The sequence below is a fragment of the Corynebacterium sp. HMSC072D12 genome, assembly GCF_001813925.1.
Lineage (GTDB): Bacteria > Actinomycetota > Actinomycetes > Mycobacteriales > Mycobacteriaceae > Corynebacterium > Corynebacterium aurimucosum.
In genome coordinates this window covers 1-15488 of sequence record NZ_KV814403.1, presented here as the reverse complement: position 1 = coordinate 15488, position 15488 = coordinate 1, and the positions used below count along the sequence as shown (strand labels likewise).

Annotated in this window: 15 protein-coding genes and 1 other RNA gene; 13 read left to right on the top strand and 3 right to left on the bottom strand. The window is 59.6% G+C overall.

Annotated features, from left to right (window positions below; genetic code table 11):
• Positions 1-66: 66 nt before the first annotated feature.
• Together hisN and HMPREF2943_RS06575 are read right to left on the bottom strand one after the other, a co-directional pair.
• Positions 67-840, bottom strand: coding sequence for a histidinol-phosphatase (gene hisN, locus HMPREF2943_RS06580; RefSeq protein WP_070525620.1), 774 nt, complete (start codon positions 838-840; stop codon positions 67-69).
• Positions 833-1660 (bottom strand): inositol monophosphatase family protein, encoded by an 828-nt coding sequence (locus tag HMPREF2943_RS06575; protein ID WP_070711140.1) that lies wholly within the window; start codon positions 1658-1660, stop codon positions 833-835. The genes hisN and HMPREF2943_RS06575 overlap by 8 nt, the downstream gene beginning before the upstream one ends.
• Positions 1661-1729: 69 nt before the next feature.
• On the opposite strand from HMPREF2943_RS06575, the gene prfB reads away from it, so the two are divergent.
• From prfB to HMPREF2943_RS06550, 5 genes are read left to right on the top strand one after another with little or no spacing between them, the layout of a single operon-like run.
• Positions 1730-2836 (top strand): peptide chain release factor 2, encoded by a 1107-nt coding sequence (gene prfB, locus HMPREF2943_RS06570; protein WP_070444184.1) that lies wholly within the window; start codon positions 1730-1732, stop codon positions 2834-2836.
• A 33-nt stretch (positions 2837-2869) separates the two neighbouring features.
• Positions 2870-3559 carry a cell division ATP-binding protein FtsE gene (gene ftsE, locus HMPREF2943_RS06565; RefSeq protein WP_070444182.1) on the top strand — a complete coding sequence of 230 codons (690 nt, stop codon included), beginning with the start codon at positions 2870-2872 and terminating at the stop codon, positions 3557-3559.
• Positions 3560-4462, top strand: a complete 903-nt coding sequence (ftsX, locus tag HMPREF2943_RS06560) for a permease-like cell division protein FtsX (RefSeq protein ID WP_070444180.1) — start codon at positions 3560-3562, stop codon at positions 4460-4462. It begins immediately after the preceding gene.
• A 54-nt stretch (positions 4463-4516) separates the two neighbouring features.
• Positions 4517-5020, top strand: coding sequence for an SsrA-binding protein SmpB (gene smpB, locus HMPREF2943_RS06555; protein WP_010189093.1), 504 nt, complete (start codon positions 4517-4519; stop codon positions 5018-5020).
• 10 nt (positions 5021-5030) lie between these two features.
• Positions 5031-5387 (top strand): DUF488 domain-containing protein, encoded by a 357-nt coding sequence (locus HMPREF2943_RS06550; RefSeq protein WP_070644780.1) that lies wholly within the window; start codon positions 5031-5033, stop codon positions 5385-5387.
• On the opposite strand, the gene HMPREF2943_RS06545 is transcribed toward HMPREF2943_RS06550, so the two are convergent.
• On the bottom strand, positions 5384-6655 hold the full coding sequence (locus tag HMPREF2943_RS06545) for an SLC5/6 family protein (RefSeq protein ID WP_070644782.1): 1272 nt from the start codon (positions 6653-6655) through the stop codon (positions 5384-5386). The two genes, HMPREF2943_RS06550 and HMPREF2943_RS06545, sit on opposite strands and share 4 nt — an antisense overlap.
• 211 nt (positions 6656-6866) lie before the next feature.
• Here HMPREF2943_RS06545 and ssrA point away from each other — a divergent pair.
• The 8 genes from ssrA to HMPREF2943_RS06505 all read left to right on the top strand — a co-directional run bounded on the left by ssrA (position 6867) and on the right by HMPREF2943_RS06505 (position 15386).
• Positions 6867-7246, top strand: a transfer-messenger RNA (tmRNA) gene (gene ssrA / locus HMPREF2943_RS06540).
• Positions 7247-7386: 140 nt separating this feature from the next.
• Positions 7387-8073 (top strand): DJ-1/PfpI family protein, encoded by a 687-nt coding sequence (locus HMPREF2943_RS06535; RefSeq protein WP_070711139.1) that lies wholly within the window; start codon positions 7387-7389, stop codon positions 8071-8073.
• Between the two features lie 232 nt (positions 8074-8305).
• On the top strand, positions 8306-9976 hold the full coding sequence (locus HMPREF2943_RS06530) for an AbgT family transporter (RefSeq protein ID WP_070711138.1): 1671 nt from the start codon (positions 8306-8308) through the stop codon (positions 9974-9976).
• 4 nt (positions 9977-9980) lie between these two features.
• Positions 9981-11342: a M20 family metallopeptidase gene (locus HMPREF2943_RS06525; RefSeq protein WP_070711137.1), complete on the top strand. Its 1362-nt coding sequence runs from the start codon at positions 9981-9983 to the stop codon at positions 11340-11342.
• A 168-nt stretch (positions 11343-11510) separates the two neighbouring features.
• Positions 11511-12542: a siderophore ABC transporter substrate-binding protein gene (locus HMPREF2943_RS06520; RefSeq protein WP_070711136.1), complete on the top strand. Its 1032-nt coding sequence runs from the start codon at positions 11511-11513 to the stop codon at positions 12540-12542.
• Between the two features lie 41 nt (positions 12543-12583).
• Positions 12584-13579, top strand: coding sequence for an ABC transporter permease (locus HMPREF2943_RS06515; protein WP_371325763.1), 996 nt, complete (start codon positions 12584-12586; stop codon positions 13577-13579).
• 35 nt (positions 13580-13614) lie between these two features.
• The gene (locus tag HMPREF2943_RS06510) at positions 13615-14634 is read left to right on the top strand and encodes an iron chelate uptake ABC transporter family permease subunit (protein ID WP_070711134.1); all 1020 of its coding nucleotides are present in this window, start codon (positions 13615-13617) and stop codon (positions 14632-14634) included.
• Positions 14631-15386 carry an iron ABC transporter ATP-binding protein gene (locus HMPREF2943_RS06505; RefSeq protein ID WP_070711133.1) on the top strand — a complete coding sequence of 252 codons (756 nt, stop codon included), beginning with the start codon at positions 14631-14633 and terminating at the stop codon, positions 15384-15386. Before HMPREF2943_RS06510 ends, HMPREF2943_RS06505 begins: the two co-directional genes overlap by 4 nt.
• Positions 15387-15488 lie beyond the last annotated feature (102 nt).

Here is a 15488-nt window from a genome sequence, read left to right as displayed (position 1 = left end):
TGTGATCGAAGTGACCTGTACGCGGCACGGTTCGCTGGCGTGCGACGTTGGGGCGCCGCGCAGAAGCTAGGACAAGGCGCTGAGGGCGGCGTCGTGAAGCTTGCCGTTGGAAGCAAGTGCTGAGCCGCCGTGGGGGCCGTCTTCGCCGCGGACGTTGGTGAAGCGGCCACCGGCCTCAGTCACAAGAAGCGCTGGGGCTGCTAGGTCCCAGAGGGAGACCTCGGGCTCGGCAGCGATGTCGACGGCACCTTCGGCCACCAGACAGTAATTCCAGAAGTCGCCGTAGCCGCGCAGGCGCCAGACCTTGTCCGTGAATGAGATGAAAGCGTCGCGGTTCGGCCGCCACCCAGACAAGGAGCTCATGGCCAGAGAAGCATCTTCCAGTTTGGAGACCTCGGAAACGCGCAGGCGTTTCGGCTCCCCGCCGAAGACTCGGTAGGCGCCGCCACCTTTGGCCGCGTACCAGCGGCGGCGCAGGGCAGGGGCGGAGACGACGGAGACGACCGGCTCTCCGTCTTCCAATAGCGCGATCAGGGTGGCCCAGACGGGAACGCCGCGCACGAAATTCTTCGTGCCGTCGATAGGATCGATTACCCACTGGCGGCCCTCGAAGCAGGCCTCGCCGCCGAATTCCTCCCCCAGCACTTCATCGCGTGGGCGCGAGCGCTTCAGAGCCTCGCGGATTGCCTTTTCGCAGGCCAGATCCGCATCGGAGACCGGCGTCATGTCCGGCTTTTCCTTGACGGACAGGTCTGCAGCCTCAAAACGGTGCATCGTAATGGCGTCCGCATGGCCTGCCATCTCCAAGGCCAAGCCGAGGTCTTCTTTGAATTTACCCACGGAGCCATTCCTCCATCTGATCAACTACCTGTTTATTACCCGCGATACACCATTCCACACCGCCGGCTTTAACCTTGCGCGCCGCGCCGCCCGCGGCCAGCACCAGCGCCTGGCCGGGGAACCAATCCCAGTCCTTGACGGAGTGCTGCATCCACGCTCCCCACGTGCCATCCGCCACGCAGGAGAGATCCACGGAGCCCGCACCCAACATGCGCACGGTGGCGAAGTGCGGGGCTACTTTTTCCCAGGCGGACGCGATTGCGGGATCCGTCATGGAGGTGGGATGCAGGTACGTCGACAAGCACAGCTTGTCGGCGGGGGTGTCGGTGAGCTTGGTGACGTCCTTGCCGTCCAAGCTGGTGGGGAAGTCACGGCCGCCGAACCAGGTATAACCCATAGCGGGGCGGTGGACGGCGCCGAGGATGACCCCTCCAGCGTCGATAAGCGCGAGCGCGGAGCACCAATAGTCGGAGCCTGAGGCGAAGTTGTAGGTGCCGTCGACAGGGTCGATGACCCAGGTCCGGCCGGACTTTGACTCGCGGTTCGCACCCTCTTCGCCCACGATGCCGTCCTCGCCGCGCAGGGCTTCGAGCACACCGGCGACGAAACGCTCGGCGGCGAAGTCGGCGTCGGTGACGACATCGGAGACGGAGGTCTTTTGCTCTATGTCTACTCCCTGCTCGCGCAGGCGCCAGGCCAGGCGGCCTGCGTTATAAACAAGCGCTTGGGCAAGGTGGGCGTCAGTATCGTCCGCGTGGGCGACGATGAAGGTCTTGATGATGGCATCGATCATCTCGGTGAGGCTTGGCTGGTCACTCATGCCGCCTATTGTCGCGCTAAACGCGGCCGATGGCTAATCAGGGAGAAAGAATAAGTAGAGTAGGGGGCTATGCGTCCGGAACAAACAGCACGACTTGAGGAACTCAGCGCCACCTTGACCTCCATTGAAAAGGTGATGGACCCGGAGGCGGTGTCCGAGCGCGTGCGCGAACTCGAGGCCCAGGCGGGGGACCCGTCGCTGTGGGATGACCCTGATCATGCGCAGAAGGTGACCTCGGAGCTGTCGGCGCAGCAGGCAAAGCTACGCAAACTGAATTCCCTGCGCGGGCGCATTGAGGATCTACCCGTGATGTCTGAGCTGGCGGAGGAGGAAGGCGACGAGGCCTCCCAGGAGCTCGTGGATACGGAGCTGGAAGAGCTCGGCGCGGCCATCGAGGCACTCGAGGTGACCACCATGTTGTCCGGTGAGTACGACGAGCGTGAGGCGGTGATCCACATACGCTCCGGAGCCGGTGGCGTGGATGCTGCGGACTGGGCGGAGATGCTCATGCGCATGTATACGCGCTGGGCGGAGAAAAACGGCCACAAGGTGGATGTTTATGACATTTCCTATGCCGAAGAAGCCGGTATTAAGTCCGCTACCTTCGTGGTGCATGGCGAATACATGTATGGCCAGCTTTCCGTAGAGCAGGGCGCGCACCGCTTGGTGCGTATTTCTCCTTTTGATAACCAAGCCCGCCGCCAAACCTCGTTCGCGGAGGTAGAGGTGTTGCCGGTGGTGGAGCAAACCGACTCCATCGAAGTGCCGGATTCGGAGGTGCGCGTGGACGTCTACCGCTCCTCGGGCCCGGGTGGTCAGTCGGTCAACACAACGGATTCGGCGGTGCGCTTGACGCACATCCCGACCGGCATCGTGGTGACCTGTCAGAACGAAAAGTCCCAGATCCAGAACAAGGCCTCTGCTATGCGCGTGCTGCAGGCGAAGCTGCTGGAGCGCAAGCGCCAAGAGGAGCGCGCGGAGCTCGATGCGCTGGGCGCCGGTGGCAATGCCTCCTGGGGCAACCAGATGCGTTCCTATGTGCTGCATCCGTACCAGATGGTCAAGGATCTGCGCACGAACTATGAGGTGGGGGATCCCTCCAAGGTCTTGGATGGTGATATCGATGGTTTCCTGGAATCCGGGATCCGGTGGCGTATGGCGCAGCAGGAGTCCTAGGCTCGAGTAACAAATGTTGCTAATGTGGCTTAAGTGATCACTTTTGAGAATGTGTCCAAGGTCTATCCGACCTCCACAAGGCCCGCGCTGGACAACGTGTCCTTTGAGATTGAAGACGGAGAATTCGTCTTTCTCATCGGCCCGTCCGGCTCCGGCAAGTCGACCTTCCTCCAGCTCATGGTGCGCGAAACCAATGTCAGCTCGGGCGATATCTACTTCGGGGACTTCCACGTCAACGCGTTGAAGGGGCGCGAGGTCAACCGCCTGCGCCAATCCATCGGCTATGTCTTTCAAGACTTCCGGCTTCTGCCCAAGCTCAATGTCTACGACAATGTCGCCTTTGCCCTCGAGGTCATCGGCAAACGCAAGGCGCGGATTGCCAAGCAAGTCCCCGAGGTCCTCGACATGGTCGGCCTGGGTGCCAAGCAGCACCGCATGCCGCATGAACTCTCCGGCGGTGAGCAGCAGCGCGTGGCTATTGCAAGGGCCTTTGTCAACCGTCCCAAGCTTTTGCTTGCCGACGAGCCCACGGGCAACCTCGATCCCTCCACGGCTGCGGAGATCATGGCCTTGCTCACCAAGATCAACCGCCGCGGAACCACCGTGGTGATGTCGACGCACAATGCGCGCGCAGTTAACGAGGCCCGCCAGCGCGTCATTGAGCTGCACAACGGCACGCTGGTGCGCGATGAGAAGAACGCGATGTACGGGGAGGCGGTCTAGGTGAATCTGGGCTTTGTATTCAGGGAAGCTTTTAAAGGGCTAGGGCGTAACATCACCATGACTATCGCCATGGTGATCACCACGGCCATTTCGGTGGCGCTTGTGGTGGCTGGTGTGCTGGTTACCCAGATGACCAACGAAACCAAAAACATCTACCTCGAACGCGTCGAGGTCATGGTCCAGCTCAACGAGGATATTTCTGCCAACGATCCGCAGTGCAAGGACTCCGCCTGCGCCGGGCTGAAGAAGAAGCTAGAGGCGGATGAAGATATCGAGTCCGTCAGCTACCGCAACCGTGAGGATTCCTACGAGCGCTTTGTGGAACTGTTCAAGGAAACTGATCCAGTCATGGTTGAGGAAACCTCCCCGGATGCGCTGCCGGCGGCCTTCCATGTGCGGCTGAAGGATCCGACGGATACCGCGCCAATCGACGCCATCGCGTCCGACCCTGCCGTTAGCGACATCATCGACCAACAAGAGGAGGTCCGCAGCGCCGCAGGCAACCTCGACGCCATCCGGAATGCCACCTTCGTCTTAGCTGCTGTCATGGCGCTGGCCGCCATCATGCTGATCGCGAACATGGTGCAGATCGCCGCCTATCAGCGCCAGCGAGAGACCGCGATTATGCGCATCGTCGGTGCTTCGCGGTGGGTAACCCACGCCCCCTTCATCATGGAGGCGGTCCTCGGCGCCGTCGGTGGTGTCGTTCTCGCCGGGATAGGCGTCATCGTAGGAAAGAACACGGTGATCGATCCCGCGCTGAAGGACCTGTACCACAACCAGCTTCTGGCCCCGGTGACCGCAGGCGACGTGTGGACGGCTCTGCCTATCGTGGGGCTTGTGGCAATCCTGTGCGCTGCACTGACCGCGCAGGTGACCATGCGCGCCTACGTGCGGACATAGGCCAACAGGCCTGTTGTGGATTGTGCCTGGCAGTAGCGTAATATAGTTCGAACTATGGCGAAGAAGGCAAAGAAGAAAAAGGCGGCCGTCGACAATAACTCGACCTTGGCCACCAACCGACGTGCCCGCCACGACTACACCATCCTCGACACCCTGGAATGCGGCATGGTGCTCGTGGGCACCGAAATTAAGTCGATGCGCGAAGGCAAAATCTCCTTGGCAGATGCCTTCGCCACCATTGACGACGGCGAGGTCTATATCCGCAACCTCCACATCCCGGAGTATTCCCAGGGTTCGTGGACGAATCACTCGCCCAAGCGTACACGCAAGCTGCTGTTGCACCGCAGGGAGATTGACAAGCTCATGGGCCAGGTGCGCGACGGCAATAAGACGCTGATCCCGCTCAAGGTGTATCTGAAGGACGGCCGCGCCAAGTGCGAGCTCGGTTTGGCCAAGGGTAAGCAGGACTACGACAAGCGCGAAGCAATCAAGCGCCGCGACCAGGACCGCGACATCACCCGCGAGCTGGGCCGCCGCGTAAAGGGGATTAACGCCTAACCTGGAAGCCATGATTTATACGGCTAAGGTTCATGATGTTATTCGGGAAGGTGAGCAGCCGCGTGGGGTAGCGGTGCTCGTCGATAAGCTCTGGCCCCGTGGCGTGGCCAAGGAGCGTCTGTCCTATGACCACTGGTTCAAGGATGTGGCGCCTAGCCCGGGGTTGCGTAAGTGGTGGGGGCACGATGCTGACACCTTCGAGGAATTTGCCCGGCGCTACCGTGCGGAGCTCGACGAGAACGACGGCGAGGAGTTGGCGCGCTTGCGCCAACTAGCGGAGGATGGTGACGTCACCCTACTTTTCGCCGCCAAGGACCGCGAGGTCAACCACGCCACTGTTTTGAAGGCGTGGTTAGAGGAACGCTAGGAGAAAAGGCTCCAGATGGTGGCGCCCACGGCGATGAGACCCGTGATGACGACGAAGACGTTGCTGGGGCGGCCACGGAATTGCTTCAGAGCGTCGATGCGGTGGATGGCATACATCGGCAGCAGGTAGAGAATCGAAGCGATGAAGGGGCCGCCGATGGCCTCGATGAGACCCAGAATTGAAGGGTCGATGATGGCCACGATCCACGCACAGACAAAGATGATGCCGTGCATGATGGAGTTGAGCTGCTTTTCCGAGAGCTTCTCGGTGGCGCGCGGCGCGGCGCTGCGCAGCAGGAAATTGCCGCCCTCGGTAGCTCCCAGCACGTGGCCGAAGTAGGAGGAGATAATCGCAATCATCGCGATGATCGGGGAGAGGAAAGCCAAGACCGGGACACCGGTGACGTTGGCCAGGTAAGACAGGACCGGCAGGTTTTGCTCGCGGGCCTCGGCGAGACCGTCCGCACCAAGCGTGAGGGTACAGGACCACACGAAGAACATGGTGAATACGGTGAGCAGAATTGCGGTTAGTGCCAGCGCGCGCGAGGCGTTCTCCGAGCTCTTCTCGCGGCCGTGTGCGGCGACCATGGCCAAGGAGAACTGGGAAATCGCGGGGGAGTGGTTAAAGGAGAAGACCAGCACGGGGATGATGAGGGCGACAGCACCGACGACGCGCCAATCATTGTTGCCCACCTCCATGAAGGAGGCGATATCCCAGCGCGGGATAAGGTAGATGGACAGTGCGCCAAGGCAGAAGATCAGCGGGTAGACCAAGAACTGCGTTACAGCCAGCACCATGCGTTGACCGAAGGCGAAGACGATGGTCATGATGCCCACGAGGAGGAAAGCCAACAGCGGGCGTGAAATCGTGGGTCCATTTAATTGGTTGACGATGAAGCTGTTGACCGTATTGGTGATCGAAACGCCATAAATGAGGACGATGGGAAAGATGGCGCAGAAATAAATCACCGAAATGATAAAACCTGCGCTCTTGCCGAAATAGTCCGTGACCACTGCGGTGATGTCCTCGCCCTGGCGTGGTGACGCACAAATCATGCGGGCCAGACCGCGGTGGGAGAAGTATGTCATCGGCCCAATCAGAATCGTGGCCGCGAGGAGGGGCCAGAAGCCGAAACTGCCCGCGTTGATGGGGAGGAAAAGAATGCCGGCGCCTACGGCGGTGCCGAAGAGCGAGATGGCCCACTCGGTGTTGCTTGCTGGGCGTTTAGCGTCTTCCGGGGAACTGGTGGTTTCGGTATGTGTGCTCACTTTGCAGCCTTTAACAAAGTAGGAGTATCGGACTCACACACCTTAACAGCGTTTAAGTTGATGCTAATCACAAGGGGGTGCTTATGAAAGCTATGCCTCATGTGGCCTGGGGTGAAGCTTGCGGGAATAGGGGCAGGTGCAGTAGCGTTGAACAGACCGTAGGGCGCATAAAGATGCGTTCTGCGCAGCTTTCACAGCAATGTGTAAATGAGGGGTCGACTTGGTTTCGACTTCGTACATTGAGCCAGGGGAAGCGTGCCGGTGCAGGCTAGAGACCACCGTTAAGCGTCGTAGCAACCAATAAACGCAGAGAAGAACTCTCAGCGTGACTACGCCCTCGCTGCCTAATTACAGCGACGCGTGTCTGTCAGCCTAGGTTTCGTTCCTGACCTAGATCCTGGCATCGACTAAGGAACTTGCCTGACCGGTTTGTTGTTCGGCCGGTTGGGGACTTTGAGAGCAACTGGGCCCATCATCCGGAGCGAGTTTGCCCGAGCCGGAGGGCCGAGTAGAGATCCTGTGCAGACTGCGCACGGAGAAGCCCTGGCGAGGTGACGAAGGACCCGGGTTCAATTCCCGGCGGCTCCACCAAAACCCCAGTTAGAAAGCGTTCTAGCTGGGGTTTCTTTGTGTGTGAAGCCCCCGGCTTAAATGGGCGTGAAGCCGCCGGGAATTGAACCCGGGTCCCGGATGTTCGTCAGCGGCACTACGGCCTGCTTTAGGATGGTCGCATGTATTCCGAGCCTCTCCGCATTACGGTCGTCTTGTTTGAGGGCTTTGAGCTTCTCGACGTCTTCGGGCCCGTCCAGCTGCTTCAAGCGGTGCCTGATGTCTCCGTTGTTTTCGCAGGACCGGATGGTGGGCCAGTTGCTAGCTCGCAGGGCGTGGAAGTGGTGCCGACAATGTCTTATGGGCAGATTGAGCCGGCCGACGCCCTTCTCATTCCCGGCGGCAAAGGAACCCGGCAGCTCGTGGGGGACGAGTCTTTTCTGTCGTGGCTTCGTGAGGTGGGTGCACAAGCGCCTTGGGTCGCCTCCGTGTGCACGGGTTCTGCGGTCCTGGCGGCGGCTGGGCTCTTGGAGGGCTACACCGCGACGAGCAATAAGCGTGCCTATAGCTGGGCCACGTCCTTCGGGGGCGATGTGTCCTGGCAGCCGGAGGCGCGGTGGGTGCACGACCGCAATCGATGGACCTCCTCAGGTGTTGCGGCGGGCATGGATATGACGGTCGCGCTCATTGCGCACCTCGTATCAGACAGCGCTGCCATCGATGCTGCCAACTTTGCGGAATATGATGCGCACCGCGACAGTGAGTGGGATCCTTTCGCGCGGCTTTATGGGCTGGCGCCGGCGAGCGGTGACGAAGCTGAGCGTGGGGACGTAACGTTCGGGCAATCTGGTGACGCTCACGGTAGATAAGAGGCTAAAAACTGGCGATTTTTGGCCACTATTTACCGTGGGCGTAGTTGGGGAGAGCCTGTAGGTATGCGGAGGTGAGCGGGCGGCGAGAAAGCGGAGTCGGAGTAGGTCTGGCCGAACAAAATGTGATACGGAACAAAAATATTTGTTACCCAAGTTACATTCCCGTGGTAGCCTTTCTCCAACAGTGTGACGTGGAACACTGGGACTGACCCCTACGACAGGAGTACCCATGAACAGCCCATCCAATGCAGCGCCACAAGGCGGCGCTGGTACCACGGAGAAGTCGAAAGCAAATCCCGCCAAGGCTGAGCAAAAATCGAGTCAACAGTCCAGTGGGGGAATGCTGGATAAGTTCCTCAATGGTGTCGAGTACATCGGCAACAAGCTGCCGGAGCCCTTCACCATCTTCCTGATTCTTTTCCTCATTACCGGCGTTCTCTCCACCATCATGGCGAAGATGGGCGTCGAGATTAAGGTGCCCGGATCGGATGAGATCCAGCCGGTCAAAGGCTTGTTCACCGGTGAGGGGCTGACGTGGTTCACCACGACAATGGGTGAGAACTACATCAACTTCCCACCGCTGGTAACGGTGCTGCCCATCATGCTGGCAGTTGGCGTGGCGGAGCGCTCCGGAATGCTCTCGGCGTTGATTCGCAAGCTCTTCGGTTCTGCGAAGCCGTGGCTGCTTCCGTACGCCGTCGGCGTTATCGGCGTGACCGCCTCTGTCATGGCGGATGCCGCCTTCGTCATCGTCCCGCCGCTGGCCGCCATGGTCTTCAAGGCTGCGGGCCGTCATCCGGTGGCGGGTCTGATCGGCGGCTTCGCCGCCGTGGGTGCTGGTTATTCGACTGCCTTGGTGCCAACTTCCCTGGATGCGCTCTTTGCCGGTATTACGACCGCGGTCATGGAGACCCTGCCGAATACTGAGTTCGCTCCGGTTAACGCCATGTCGAATTACTACTTCAACGTGGCTTCTTCCATCGTGCTCGGTGTGCTGGCCGGCTTCATCATCGACAAGGTGATCGAGCCGCGCATGTGGCAGCAGGAAGTTCCCACCGAGGAAGATATCGATCCTGAGGATGCCGCCGAGCGCGGTGACCGCGACGAGAACGGCGAGGAACTCACCGCTGAGCTGCGCCCGGCCGAATCCAAGGGCCTCATCTGGTCCGGTGTGGCCACGGTCATCCTCACCGCCATCATTCTCTTCGCAGTCCTTCTGCCAGAATCGCCGTGGCGCAATGAAGAGGGTGGCTTCTTGCCCAAGTCCCCGCTGCTGAATTCCATCGTCTTTATCGTGTTCGCCTACTTCTTGGTGCTCGGCGTGGTCTACGGCAAGGTTGTCGGCACGGTCAAGGGGATCACCGATGTTGTGAACATGATGATCGGTGCTCTCAAAGATATGATGAGCTTTCTTATTTTGGCCTTCATCCTGGGCCAGTTCGTGGCGCTCTTCGCCTGGACCGGTATCGGCACTTTCACCGCAGTGAAGGGCGCGGCCTTCCTTGAATCCATCGGGCTTACCGGCTTCCCAGCTATTTTCGCCTTCATCGCGCTGGCGTCCTGCCTGAACCTGCTGATTATTTCCGGATCCTCGATGTGGACGCTCATGGCCGCGGTCTTCGTGCCCATGTTTGCCCTGCTGGGCTATGAGCCGGCGTTTATTCAGGGCGCATTCCGCGTTGGTGATTCCGCAACCCAGATCATCACCCCGCTGAACCCGTACATGATTGTCATGCTGGGTTTCCTCCAGCGCTATGAACGCGAGGCAGGCCTAGGAACGCTGATGTCGCGCCTCGTTCCCTTCGTTATTCCGTTCTTCACCGCCTGGGCAATCCTGCTGGCCATCTGGTTCTACGTAGATCTTCCGTTGGGACCGGGCAACAACGTCATGATTGGTTAAGCGCATGAATCAACGCAACAATCCATCGACAGCGTATTTGGAAGCGATGGAGGAGGGGGTCGCCAAGCGCGTGGCGTCTGCAGCACCACCGGAAAAACAGGGTGAGGACTACCCGGGCCAGGCGAAGCTCTGGGAAGCGGCGGCCGCGCGGGCTGAGGCCTTGCGGGAGAAGGCCGCGCACATCGTCGCGGACCTGCACGCTCACCCTGAAACGGCCTTCGAAGAACATCGTTCCATGGCGGTGCTCGCGGACATCGTTGAAGAGCGTGGCTTCTCCACGTGCCGCGGGGTCTACGGCGTGGAGACCACGTTCGAAGCTTCCTGGCAGAGTGCAGATTTCGACCCTGAACGGCATCCCACTGTGGCCATCCTGGCGGAATACGATGCCCTGCCTCAGATTGGGCACGCGTGCGGGCATAACGTCATTGCCGCAGCGGGCGTTACTGGATTCTTGGCGGCTACTGCCGTGTTGGACGACGCCCTTCCCGTGTCCGGTCGCATCCTCCTCCAGGGGACCCCAGCGGAGGAGGGGCATTCCGGCAAGGAATACATGATCCGCGGCGGCAGCCTCGAAGGGGTCGATGCCGCGGTGATGATCCATGGCTTTGGCTATGACATCGGTGCGCATGCCTGGGTGGGCCGCCGCATTCTGCGCGTTCGTTTTCGCGGCGTAGCCGCTCATGCCAGCTCCCAGCCTTTCATGGGGCGCAACGCCCTTGACGCTGCGAGCCTGGCCTACCAGGGGATTGGGCTCATGCGCCAGCAAATGCCGCCCTCGGATCGCGTGCACGCCATCATGAGTGGTGGCGATCGCCCTTCGATCATTCCGAGCGAGGCGGAAATGACCATTTACGTGCGCTCGTTAGGAACGCGCACACTCATGGATCTGTCCGCCAGGGTGGAAGACATCGTCCGGGGCGCGGCACTCATGGCAGGTGTCGAGGTGGAAGTCGACTGGGATGAGCACCCGATGACCCTGCCCGTGCGCAATAATGCGGCGCTGGTGGATCGGTGGTCGGCCACGCAGGCGCGCCGCGGACGCACCGCGCTGCCCGCTGGGACGGTGCCGGATACAGTGGCCGCCTCGACTGACTTTGGCAATGTCTCTCATCTCGTGCCCGGCCTGCATCCAATGGTGAAGGTATCGCCAACCGACGTGGCCCTGCACACGGAGGACTTTGCGCGGTGGGCGGCTACTCCGCAAGCGGTGGATGCGGCCGTCGACTCCGCTGTGGGATTAGCGCAGGTAGCGCTAGATTTTCTGGCGGATAAGGAGTTCCGCCGGGCGGCGCAAGAGGACTTCGATAGGCAAGGGCCTGTGGCGGTGAGCGATCTGCTTGCAGAAAAGGGGGAGGGCGAAGCGTAAATATTTTATTCTAAAGGGCATGTCACGGGCTATCGTGCGGAGGTCTGCTACCCCCGTCATGAATTAGGAAACATGAGTGTTCTTGAAAGGTAAGCCTTGCTTGAGTTAGGTTAGGCGCTGTCCTTATTTGCCAACTGTGGTTAGCCACACCTAATATGCAAGGAAGCTATGTTTAACCTTTCTCGCCGTGCCTCGCGCACGACCGCCGCCAAAGTTGCCGCCACTCTCTCGGTCGCAGCGCTTGCTCTCACCGGCTGCTCTTCCAGCCAGTCTGAGGAGACCGCTGAGTCGACCGAATCCGCGGCGGCAGGCGCGTCCACCATCACCGTGGAGGATAACTTCGAATCGAAGGAAGTTACCCTCCCAGTGGAGAACCCTGCGGTGACGGATAACCGCGCCTTTTCTGTCCTGGCACAGTGGGATATTGACCTTGCTGCTGCACCGCTGAATCTGGTGCCGAAGTCCCTGCGTGATACCTACAACAAGGACACGGTCGAGGTTGACCTGGGCTCCCACAAGGATCCGAAGCTTGAAGGTCTTATGGCGGCAGAGCCGGACGTGGTGTGGAACGGCCAGCGTTTCGAGCAGCACCAGGGGGACATGGAGGAGCTGCTCGAGGATGTCCCTGTTCTCGACTTCGAGCCGCGCGATGACAAGGATTTCTTCGACGAGCTTAAGCGCCACACTGAAGCGCTGGGCCAGGTTTTCGGCCACGAAGAGGATGCTGCGAAGCTCATCGAGGATTTCAACGCCGCTGCCGAGCGCGCTAAGAAGGCTTACGATCCGTCGCAGAAGGTCATGGCCGTGAACACCTCCGGCGGTGAAATCGGTTACATCGCTCCCGGTATCGGGCGCGTGTATGGCCCGGTCTTTGAGCTGCTTGGCCTGACCCCGGCCCTGGAAGTGTCCAACGCCTCCGATGACCACGAGGGCGACGATATCTCCGTTGAGGCCATTGCCGAATCCAACCCGGATTGGATCCTCGTCATGGACCGTGACTCCGCTATCTCCAAGGAAGGTCAGGATGTCACGCCGGGCGAGAAGCTGGTCAAGGACAACGCGGCGCTCAAGAACGTTACCGCTGTGAAGGAAGGCAACGTTTACGTGGCGCCGAATGACACCTACATTGATGAGTCCATCATTACCTACACCGAGATCTTGAACGCGCTTGCCGACGCCTTCGAGAAGGCCAACGCCTAAACAACTCTCTCGGCAGCCAAGGAGGAGACTAAACCGTGACGGTGAAGAGCAGCGCTGCGGCAGAGCACTCAGCTGTCAGCCCGCGTAACTCCCGCGGACCTGTGCTGACCTGGAAGCTAGGCCTCGGCGTGCTCGGCGTCATTGCACTGCTCCTCCTTTCCCTCATGGTGGGGGAGTACAGCATCCTCGATAATGAGGACGGCTGGTCCATGTTCTTCACCACCCGCGTGCCGCGCACCGTTGCGCTTGTCTTGGCGGGCGCTGCGATGGCGATGAGCGGTTTGGTCATGCAGCTGCTGACCCAAAACCGCTTCGTGGAACCCACGACAACGGGAACCACCGAGTGGGCCGGACTGGGCTTGCTCTTTTCTCTTATCCTTTTCCCGCACTCATCCGTGCTGGTGAAGATGGTTATTTCGGTTTGCTTTGCCTTCGTGGGAACCATGGTTTTCTTCGCGTTTCTGCGTCGCGTAGCGCTGCGCTCCTCACTCATTGTGCCGATCATCGGCATCATGCTGGGCGCTGTCGTTAGTGCCGTATCCTCCTACGTGGCGTTAGCCACGGATACCTTGCAGCAGCTCGGAATCTGGTTCATGGGATCCTTTACCTCTGTCTATGAGGGTCAATACGAGGTCCTGTGGATCGTGCTGCTGGTTTTGGTGGCTGTGTATTTCTATGCTGACAAACTCACCGTCGCTGGGCTGGGTGAGGATATCGCCACCAATATTGGGTTGAACTACCAGCGGATGATCCTGTTGGGAACCGGGCTCATCGCGGTGGCAACGGGTGTAGTCACCGTCGTCGTTGGTTCCCTGCCGTTCCTTGGGCTCATCGTTCCCAACGTAGTGAGCATGTTGCGCGGTGATGACCTGCGCTCTAATCTCCCGTGGGTCTGCCTGCTCGGCATCGCCACGGTGACCTTGTGTGACCTCATTGGCCGCACTATTATCTCCCCGTTTGAGATGCCCGTATCAGTCATCCTGGGTGTTGTCGGTGCTATCGTATTCGTCGTCTTGATCGTGAGGTCGACCAAGTGAGTGTAAGTATCTCTATCCCTGCGACGAAGAATCCTGTGCAAACGTCACGTGCCCGGCGAAACGTGGGTAGCTTCCAGTCTGCTGCTGCGGCACGAAAATACTGGATCATCCTCGCTGCCTTGATTATTGCCGGTCTGGCCTTCGCCTTTGGGCTCTTGGCCTATGGCAACCCCATGGAATTTGGCACCCGCAAATGGTGGCTGATTGCACGTCGCCGCGCTGATGCAGTGACGGCCATGGCGATCGTCGCCGTATGCCAGGCCGTGGCTACGGTGGCTTTCCATACGGTGACGAACAACCGGATCCTTACTCCCTCCATCATGGGCTTTGAATCCCTGTACGTCGCGATTAATACAGCCACGATCTTTTTCCTTGGCGCCTCCGGCCTAACTCAGGCCCGCAACATGGGAACCTTCCTTGTGCAGCTTGTGCTCATGGTGGGCCTATCCCTCGTGCTGTACTCCTGGTTGCTGACCAGCCGCCGCAGCAACATGCATGCGATGTTGCTGGTTGGCATCATTATTGGTGGGGGCTTGGGATCGCTGTCGACGTTTATGCAGCGCATGCTCACACCTAGTGAATTCGACGTACTCACCGCGCGGCTCTTTGGTTCTGTTAACAACGCGGAGAGCGAGTACTATCCCATCGCCATACCGTTGGTTCTCGCGGTGACACTGCTGATGTACCTGAACTCCCGCCAGCTCAACGTGCTAGCCCTGGGCCGCGATGCTGCGACGAACCTTGGCGTTAACCACAAGGTCAATGCAATTTATACGCTGATGTTGGTCTCCATTCTTATGGCGACGAGCACCGCGCTTGTAGGACCCATGACCTTCCTAGGCTTCCTCGTGGCAACCTTGGCCTACCAGGCAGCGGAGACGTATGACCACCGCTTTTTGTTCCCAATGGCAATTGCCACGGCCTTTGCTGTTCTCACCGGCGCTTACTTCCTCATGCAGCACGTCTTCTATGCGCAGGGCGTGGTCTCCATCATTATCGAGCTAGTGGGCGGCAGCGTCTTCCTTCTGGTCATTCTGCGAAAGGGCAAGCTGTGATCAAACTTTCCAAAGTTTCCAAGTCCTACTCCGGCGAGACCAACATTGGCCCTATCGATCTGGAGATCCCCTCCGGCGGTATCACTGCGCTGATTGGGCCGAATGGCGCGGGCAAGTCCACGATGCTGACGATGATTGGCCGGCTTCTCGACGTCGACGAGGGCACCATCGAGGTCGCCGGTTACGACGTGTCCTCCACGAAATCGCAGGACTTGGCGAAGATCCTCTCCATCCTGCGCCAGGAGAATCACTTCATTACCAAGCTGACCGTACGCCAGCTGGTGAGCTTCGGCCGTTTCCCTTACTCGAAGGGGCGCCTGACCGCGGAAGATGAAGAGATAGTCTCGCGCTACATCGACTTCTTCCATTTGCGTGAATTGGAGAACCGCTATCTCGACGAGCTATCCGGTGGGCAGCGCCAGCGCGCATATGTGGCGATGGTGCTCTGCCAAGAGACGGACTACGTGCTTCTCGACGAGCCCCTCAACAATCTGGACATCTCGCACTCCGTGGAGATGATGAAGCATTTGCGGAAGGCCGCCAAGGAATTTGGCCGGACGATCATCATCGTTCTCCATGACATCAACTTCGCTGCTCGCTACGCCGACTATATTTGTGCGGCCAAGGATGGACGCATCGTTTCTTTCGGCAGTCCGGAGGAGATCATGCGCGATGAGATCCTTACGCCCATCTTCGAAACACCCATCACTGTTATCGATGGCCCGGATGGGCTGTTGGCCTGTTACCACTAGCTATTAACATTCAGGTGGACTGCCCGACAGCCAGGAAACCGCCCCAGGAAGAGTGCCAAAAAGTGCATCTGCCTGGGGATTTGTTGTTTGTTGGGGGTGTGC